At 39.0% G+C, this 7,901-nt stretch carries 7 protein-coding genes; all 7 read right to left on the bottom strand.

The genetic code is table 11. From position 1 onward, the window contains the following. Positions 1–210: 210 nt before the first annotated feature. The 7 genes from JO950_RS20190 to JO950_RS20160 all read right to left on the bottom strand — a co-directional run bounded on the left by JO950_RS20190 (position 211) and on the right by JO950_RS20160 (position 7,661). Positions 211–645: a hypothetical protein gene (locus JO950_RS20190; RefSeq protein WP_202704247.1), complete on the bottom strand. Its 435-nt coding sequence runs from the start codon at positions 643–645 to the stop codon at positions 211–213. Positions 646–649: 4 nt separating this feature from the next. Beyond that, entirely contained in the window at positions 650–1,738 is a 1,089-nt protein-coding gene (locus JO950_RS20185; RefSeq protein WP_202704246.1) for an efflux RND transporter periplasmic adaptor subunit, read from the bottom strand. Positions 1,739–1,741: 3 nt separating this feature from the next. Continuing rightward, positions 1,742–4,888, bottom strand: coding sequence for an efflux RND transporter permease subunit (locus JO950_RS20180; protein WP_202704245.1), 3,147 nt, complete (start codon positions 4,886–4,888; stop codon positions 1,742–1,744). Positions 4,889–4,898: 10 nt separating this feature from the next. Next, complete coding sequence (locus JO950_RS20175; RefSeq protein WP_202704244.1) at positions 4,899–6,284, bottom strand: TolC family protein; 1,386 nt, start codon at positions 6,282–6,284, stop codon at positions 4,899–4,901. Positions 6,285–6,358: 74 nt separating this feature from the next. Then, the gene (locus JO950_RS20170; protein ID WP_202704243.1) at positions 6,359–6,763 is read right to left on the bottom strand and encodes a hypothetical protein; all 405 of its coding nucleotides are present in this window, start codon (positions 6,761–6,763) and stop codon (positions 6,359–6,361) included. A 136-nt stretch (positions 6,764–6,899) separates the two neighbouring features. After that, entirely contained in the window at positions 6,900–7,103 is a 204-nt protein-coding gene (locus tag JO950_RS20165; protein ID WP_017496797.1) for a helix-turn-helix transcriptional regulator, read from the bottom strand. A gap of 3 nt (positions 7,104–7,106) precedes the next feature. After that, on the bottom strand, positions 7,107–7,661 hold the full coding sequence (locus JO950_RS20160) for a DUF2975 domain-containing protein (RefSeq protein WP_202704242.1): 555 nt from the start codon (positions 7,659–7,661) through the stop codon (positions 7,107–7,109). Between the last annotated feature and the right edge of the window lie 240 nt (positions 7,662–7,901).

The following is a 7,901-nucleotide window of genomic DNA, read 5'->3' as shown; positions in this document are numbered from 1 at the left end:
ATGTATTATAATAATTTGTATTTTATTGATTTATATTTTATAATTAATTCACTTTATACGGATCTGTAAGTTTCAGTTTAAAAGATAAAGTTTAATCTTTAACAGAATTAGATAAGTGAATTTTAGCTTAAAAAAGTTAGGGCTGTCCGGTGATAATTCGGACAGCCCTTTTGGTATACTCACTCGAAAAGTGAATCTGTTTTTCAGGTTTTATTTTTTCAGTTCTTTGTTGGCCTGAATAAAATTCTGATAATTCTCTTCCGATTCAAAGTAAGCTACATTTCCCTGTTTGTTCAGCGAAACGATGTAAGCCGAAGCTTTGTCAACTTTTGCTCCGGTTTGTGGATCAGTTGCCTGACGAACGTTTTCATCGTTTGGGATACGTTCTACACACATATTGCAGCAGCCGTAATACATTTTTCCGCCAAACGGAACTTCAATTTGTTTTTTACCCATATGCAGATCATTTACCATACAAACTTCATCATTGGGTACAGGAGTTCCTTCTGAAACAGCAGTACTGTCTTTTACGGTTAACTCCTGTTGGTTTGAAACCTGATTCTGCGGTTTGTTTTCCTGATCTTTACACGAGATCAATACTACTGCCAGTGCGGCAATAAGGAAATAGCGGCCAAGTATTTTCATTGTTTTATTTTTTAATTTTTGTTCCTTCTGTTATTTCTTCGGTGGCTTTCATTAAAATGTTGTCGCCTTCATTTAGTGCACCAAACACTTCAATCTGATCCATCAGTGCACGTCCTTTCGCAACGGGAATGTTTTTGGTTTTCCCACCAATCACCTGAATAACATACATTCCCATATTGCTTTCTACCAAAGCTGTTTTAGGTATAAAGAATGTCGCTTCACTGGCTTGTAACGAAAGCATGGCTTCCACCACCATCAAAGGCTTCAGTTCGGGATGTATTTTCAGAATATCAGCTTCTATGCGTTCTGAACGTAATTTAAAATCTAAGACACCTGATTTACGCGAAATTTTAGCCCTATACTTTTTCTGCGGAAGCGAGGTGACCTTAAAATTTATCGAATCGCCCAAGTTCAAATAAGGAGTATTGGCCTCTGGAATAGAAAGTGACACACGCAGCTTTTTATTGTCCTGAAGCACTAGTAACGGTTTGTCGGAACCTTTACCCATTGGACCTACATAAGAACCGGGATCTACATTTCTTTCAGCAACAATTCCGTTAAAAGGTGCCCGGATGATCAGATAATCATTCATGGCCTGTATTTCCTGATAGGCAGATTTTGCAGCCTCTAATTGTGACTGGTCGGATAGTTTTCTAGCGGTGATTTGGTCTAAGGCATCTTTTGCAATAGCGCCCTTAGTTTCATTGGCTTTAAACATTCGGTCATAATTCGATTTGGTAGCAATGTATATGGCTTCCTGTGCTTTCCATTTGGATTTTGCTGCCGCCAGCTGTGCCTGAATCTCGGGTGCCTCCAAAACCATGATGATTTGTCCGACAGTTACCGGAGAACCAATGTCAACATGCAGTTTTTTTACGTAGCTGTTTACTTTGGCATAGATGGCCGTTTCTTTGTCGGAAACCAATTCTCCGGCAAGTTTCAGAGGAACCTTCGGATTGCTCTTTTTTAGAGAAACCGTTTCAAAATTCTGCATCATCATCATGGGCATGGCTGCCGGTTTCTCTTCTTTTTTGTTTTCTGAATTACAAGATGCAACTGCAATTCCGATAAGGATATAATAGATTAATTTCATGGTTTATTTTTCTAACGTTATATAATGAATACTGTTTTCGTCTTCAGGATCTAAGGATGGTGATTGGGTAGTGGTTTTGTTTTGTATCCACACAAATACCAGTGGTAATAGGATCAATACACTAAATGAAGATGCAATTAGTCCGCCAATTACCGCTCTTCCTAATGGAGCTACCTGATCACCGCCTTCTCCGTGTCCAATAGCCATTGGAAGCATACCTGCAATCATAGCCAGTGTGGTCATAATGATAGGACGTATACGCAAAGCTGCGGCCTGAATAGCCGAATTAAGGGCGTCACCATTTTCTAAACGGAGAGACTCCGCATTACTAATCAGTAAAACAGCATTCGCAATAGAAACTCCGACAGACATAATAATTCCCATATAAGACTGTAAGTTCAGGGTAGAACCTGTCAGTTTCATTAGAATCAAAGAACCCAGAATTACAAAAGGAACAGTGGTCAGGATAACTAAGGACACTTTAAACGATTGGAAATTGGCCGTTAGCATTAAGAAAATAACAATAACTGCAATCAGTAAACCTGTTGCCAGACTATTCATGGTTTCCTCGAGCACCGGAACCATTCCGGATACCTGTATATTGACTCCTTTAGGCAATTCACCAAGCGAATCGATAGCAGCCTGTACGTCTTTCTGTGCTCTTCCTAAATCAGTATTATGAATGTTTGCCGTTACCGGTGTGTAACCCATGGTTCCCAGATTGTAGCTTTCACCTAATACTTTTGTAGGCGTAATTGTTGCCACATCACCCAGAACAGGTCGGTCTGAGTTTTTTCCTAACGGGACATTCATCAACTCATCTTTGCTGTTTAAAATGTTTTGTGGGGTTTGTACCTGTACATCGTAGGCAATTCCCATCATTCCGCCAACCCACATGTTTTTACTAGTGTAGCGTGAAGAGGCCGTTATAGGAACCAAAGAACGCGCGATGTCTTGTGCGTCGATACCCAGTTGAGCCGCTCTTATTCGGTCGATATTGATTTCGTATGCCGGATAGTTTAGGGATTGTGGAATTTGCTGATCTCTCAAATAATCAATTTCTTTTAGCTTGGCCAAAAGTTTATTGGCATACATCACGTTCATTTTTTTCATCATTCCCGAGAAGCGAACCTCAATCGGAGTATTGGTTCCCTGGCTCAGAATCTTCTCCGTAAGTTCGATAGGCTCGAAAGAGAAATGCAGTTCGGGCATCTTTTGCTTCATGTGCTTGCGGATGATTTCTTTCAGCTCATTGGTATTTCCGTCAAAATCTTTCAAGGCAATCTGCATTAAGGCTTCATGCGGACCTGCATTGTACAAATAAATTGGACTCACTGCAAAAGAGGAGGGATGCTGACCAATAAATACCGATGATATGGCAATATGATCTTTACCGATAATCGTTTCCAGTTCACCTAAAACCTGCTTTATTTTGAGTTCTGTTTTTTCGATACGAGTCCCTTCAGGCGCTTTAATACGTACCTGAAACTGACTTGAATTTACAGTAGGCAATACGTCTTTACCGGTACTGTTGTACATTAAAAATGCTCCAACTGCAACCAGGATAAAACTGACAATTAAAATAGGCTTGCGTTTGCCCATTATGGATTGTAAAAACAGCACGAAACGATTTTTGAATCCGTCGAATTTATCTTCGGTATGCTCATGGTTTTCTTTGTCCTTCATTAACCAGTTGGCCATTACGGGCACAAACGTTTGTGACAGCATAAAAGACAACAACATAGAAAAACCAATTGCGAGAGCCAAAGGCATAAACAACGATCCCGGAATACCGGTCATCATAAAGGCTGGTGCAAAAACCGCAAGAATACACAACAAAATCAATAGTTTTGGGAACGCAATTTCCTTACAGGCGTCTAAAATAGCTTTGGCTTTCGTTTTACCCATGGCTAAATGCTGGTGGATATTTTCGATGGTAACGGTACTCTCATCCACCAAAATTCCAATAGCCAGTGCCAGTCCGGATAGTGACATGATGTTGATACTTTGTCCGAATAACTTAAGGAACAATACTCCCGAAATAATAGAGATCGGAATGGTAAGTACTACGATTAAAGCGGCTCTGCGGTCACGTAAAAACAGAAGCACCATTAATCCCGTTAACATTGCTCCCAAAACACCTTCTGTAATTAAACTTTTGACAGCATTGATTACATATACCGACTGATCGAATTCGTATGAAATCGCAACATCATCCGGTAGATTATTCTGAATGGCAGGAATCGCTTTTTTAAGATTCTTTACCACGTCCCAGGTAGAAGCATTACCTGATTTTGCAATGTTAATGTAAACCGATCTGGTACCATTAATAAGGGCGTAACCGGTAGTAATATCGGCACCGTCTTTTATGGTAGCCACATCACGGATGTAGACATTATCAACTCCGTTTTTAAAAATAGGAATGTTGCCAAAATCAGCCACCTCTTTAATGGTATTGTTTGTAGGCGTCAGATAGTTGATATCATTCACATAAATATTACCTGAAGGTGATGTAATGTTGTTTCGGCTAATCGATTCCACAATTTGCTCTGGCGTTAGCTGATGGGTACGCAGTTTATTCGGATCGATGTTGATTTCGATCGTCCTCGGACTTCCTCCAAATGGCGGAGCGGTTGTCAATCCAGGTATTTTAATAAGAAACGGACGTGCTGTAAAATTGGCAATATCCTGTAACTCATTGTTGGTTTTGGTTTTACTTTTAAACACCAATTGACCAACAGGCTGAGAAGAAGCGTCAAAACGAATGATAAACGGAGGTGGAGCTCCCGGAGGTAAAAATACCTGTGAACGATTGGAGAGCGCATTGATTTCGGCAATGGCCTGCCCCATGTCTGTACCTTCATAAAAATTAATTTTCATCAAGGTAAGCCCTTGAGTATTTTTAGTTTCGATGCTTTCGATACCGCTCGTAAACAGCATCATATTGACATACATTTTGGTAAAATAACCTTCCATTTGCTGAGGGGTATAACCATTAAAGGAATGGGCAATGTATACCACAGGAAGATTCATATCAGGTAAGATGTCGACCTTTATTTCTTTTGAAGCTTTAATCCCGAAGAATAAAAGCCCCAGCACCATCACCATGATAGAGATGGGCTTGCGCAAGGCAAAACGTATTAAATTCATAATTTCGGGTTTAGTGTATCGCGTTGAGTAAAATGTTCAGATTGCCTGTGGCAGCAGCTTTAATCCATAAGGCCTGCCAAATGTTGTTTTGGGCAATTTCATAATCAATCTCTGCGCGGTTAAGAGTGTAGAAAGATTGTGTTAAATCAACAATGGTGGTAAGGCCGTTATCATACAAAGCAGTGTGTTGACGATAAGCGTCGGTAGCAGCGATTACTTGTGTTTTGGTTTCTTCAAAATTCTGAAAGGCATTTTTTAGTTTGTCATTCGCTAATTTTTGCTGAGCAATCAATTCCTGATTCATATATTCATATTCGTTTTGAAGCGATTGGGTAACCAATTTTTGTTCCCGCTTTTTAGAAGACTGACGGTAGATATTGGTTAGATTCCAACTTAAATTGATTCCAACGATATAATTGCTGCGATCGATTCCAACACCATCGGCATACGATTTCGAGAAAGCGGTATTGTCCTGTACATAATTCCAGTCAAAACCGGAACCGCGTCCCTGCAGGACTCCAAAAGCAGATAGGCTTGGCAAAGCCAGTGCAGACTGTAGTTTTTCCTGCTGTTCGCTTTTCAGAATATCACTTTTTCTCCATTCCAGTATAGGATGTTGACCTGTTTCTGTTGCAGACTCTGAAAGAATAACAGGTGTTTTAGTAGTAAAGACGCTATCGAGTTGATACACCTGATACCCTTCGCCCAACATTACCGCAAGTGATTTAGAATGATCCAGTTCCATATCATAAGCCTTTATCACAGCCGATTTAGCACTAGCCACTTCGGCTTTTGCCAAAGAATAATCAACCTCCGGAATCAGACCGCTCTCTGCACGGCTTTTGGTTGTAGTTTCCACCACTTGAGCACGTTCGAGATTTTTGTCCTGCACAAATTTAATGCGCTGAGCAGCAAGTAAGTTCAGATATGCAGCACCTACTTTTACCTGATGCTGAAACTTTACCTGTTCCAGATCTTTTTGGGCTACATTTTCGTCGGCTTTGGCAATGGCAACCTGTGTTTTAATTTTGCCAAATGTGAAAAGATTCCAGTTGATGTTAGCCAGATACAAGGATCCAAAAGCGGCATTCCAGTTTTGGTCTTGTAAGGGCATTGAGGTCGCAGCACTGCCCAGTCCGCCATAACTGTACAAAGGACCGTTTTGCGCATTGATCGTACCATAACTTTGTTGCGCCATTACAGTAAAGTCAGGTAAGTACTGGCTTTTTTGATAGGTAGTGTTCTCTTTAGAAGCGTTAACGATGGCTTCTTTGGCTTTTATTTTTTCAAAATTTTGAATAGAGCGTTCAAGAGCATTGGATAATGTTACTGTCTGTGCCCAGAGATTTCCGGAAACCATACAGAACATAGCCAACGCAAAATATTGCATTTTCATAGGATGTATTTAAAATTAAACAATAGAAATCGCATAGCATCTTTAAATGCTACGGTTCGATCAATTGTCTAAAATCAAATACGGTAAACGCAGTAGAAAATATAAAGGGGATTATTCCGAATGGGAATAGAGGAGAAGAAAGAATAGTCCGTTTTCTTTTCCTTAGAAGAACAAGAACTGAAGACAGTTTCGTAAAAATGAAAAGGTACTGCAATTCCAAAGAATTTAGGAACTAAGTCAGCGGGAGCAGTTTGCTGTACCTTTTCGGTCGCTTTATGAAACTGTGCTTTATGTTTACAGCAGTCTTTACTTTTTTGTTGTTTTTTCGCCACACATTTTGGACAAACTTTACCAACCGGAATATCACCAAACAGATTGGTTTCCTGTGGTACCCCTTTGCAAAAATGAGTTATCGTGGTAAAGCCTGACGACAGTACCAGATAAAAAACAGAAAGAAGTAGTAGAAGTGCTTTTCTCATAATCAGTTACAAAGGTGGCCTTATTTTGCCACATAGCTGTTGCAAAATTTTGGATGAAATTTGTAAAATTTATAAATCTCCTCTTGATTTTTTTTATGCTTATTGCTTAAGAGTTTTTGCTACTGAAGGTGTTTTTTTATTCTTTAAACTCCAGGATATCCCCCGGCTGACAATCCAATACTTTACAGATGGCTTCTAAGGTGCTGAATCTTATGGCTTTTGCTTTTCCAGTTTTCAATATCGAAAGATTGGATAAGGTTAGGTCTACTTTTTCAGAAAGTTCATTCAATGACATTTTTCGTTTTGCCATCATCACGTCTAGGTTTACAATGATTGCCATATCTTATATTGTTAATTCGTTCTCGTCCTGTAATTCGATTCCCTTTTTGAAGATATAAGCAACAACAAGCAATATTACCCCCATAAACAACCAGACATCTGCACCTGCAATTTGCAATTGTTGAATGTCTTGCAGCTTAAGACCGCTATTAGACAAAGCCTTTACTAATTCTATTCCCCAGGAAGAAAAGAAACCAATGCCAAAGGATAAATAAGCCAGAGTTAGAATAAAATTTCTGAAGAGATTATTGAAGGGTGCTGCAATGTTGAGGTTCTTGTTCAGGAAAATTTTTATAATGCAGTAAAACAATATCGCTTTTAATAGAGCAACAATAATGATAACACTGCTTAGGGTGATGTACTGACTCTGATTAAACTGATACACTTCGGTTAAATCCACCGATTTCCAAAATTTAGCGGCATCAGCAGGATCGAGCGTTAAGATTGCAATTGTTTTGGTAAGTATTCCTCCGGCTTCGATACATAATCCAACAAAAATAATCCACGAAAGCACGTGTAATACTTTCAGAATGGTTTGGGTACTAATTTTAATTTCCATAATGCTAGGTTTAAAAATTCAATGTAAAAATAATAAAAATTTATTGATAATCAATAAATAAATATCGAAAAATAATTATAACTAACAAAAATATTTCTTTAAGACTAGTAAAATCAATGCTTTTAGAACAAAAAAAATCCCCAACTATTTTACCGTTGAGGATAATCTATATTCGTTTCAAAACTGAGACTGAAAACTGAGACTGAGACTGAGACTGAAAACCAAATTTATATTCAATAC

Source organism: Flavobacterium sp. UGB4466 (assembly GCF_903469665.1).
Lineage (GTDB): Bacteria > Bacteroidota > Bacteroidia > Flavobacteriales > Flavobacteriaceae > Flavobacterium > Flavobacterium lipolyticum.
The sequence above is the reverse complement of the archived record's forward strand: the minus strand, read 5'-3'. Positions and strand labels throughout refer to the sequence as shown.

Bases quoted from the DNA above. Each gene is read 5' to 3' on its own strand.
- JO950_RS20190 (WP_202704247.1), bottom strand. From the start codon at position 645: ATGAAAATACTTGGCCGCTATTTCCTTATTGCCGCACTGGCAGTAGTA.
- JO950_RS20185 (WP_202704246.1), bottom strand. From the start codon at position 1,738: ATGAAATTAATCTATTATATCCTTATCGGAATTGCAGTTGCATCTTGT.
- JO950_RS20180 (WP_202704245.1), bottom strand. From the start codon at position 4,888: ATGAATTTAATACGTTTTGCCTTGCGCAAGCCCATCTCTATCATGGTG.
- JO950_RS20175 (WP_202704244.1), bottom strand. From the start codon at position 6,284: ATGAAAATGCAATATTTTGCGTTGGCTATGTTCTGTATGGTTTCCGGA.
- JO950_RS20170 (WP_202704243.1), bottom strand. From the start codon at position 6,763: ATGAGAAAAGCACTTCTACTACTTCTTTCTGTTTTTTATCTGGTACTG.
- JO950_RS20165 (WP_017496797.1), bottom strand. From the start codon at position 7,103: ATGGCAATCATTGTAAACCTAGACGTGATGATGGCAAAACGAAAAATG.
- JO950_RS20160 (WP_202704242.1), bottom strand. From the start codon at position 7,661: ATGGAAATTAAAATTAGTACCCAAACCATTCTGAAAGTATTACACGTG.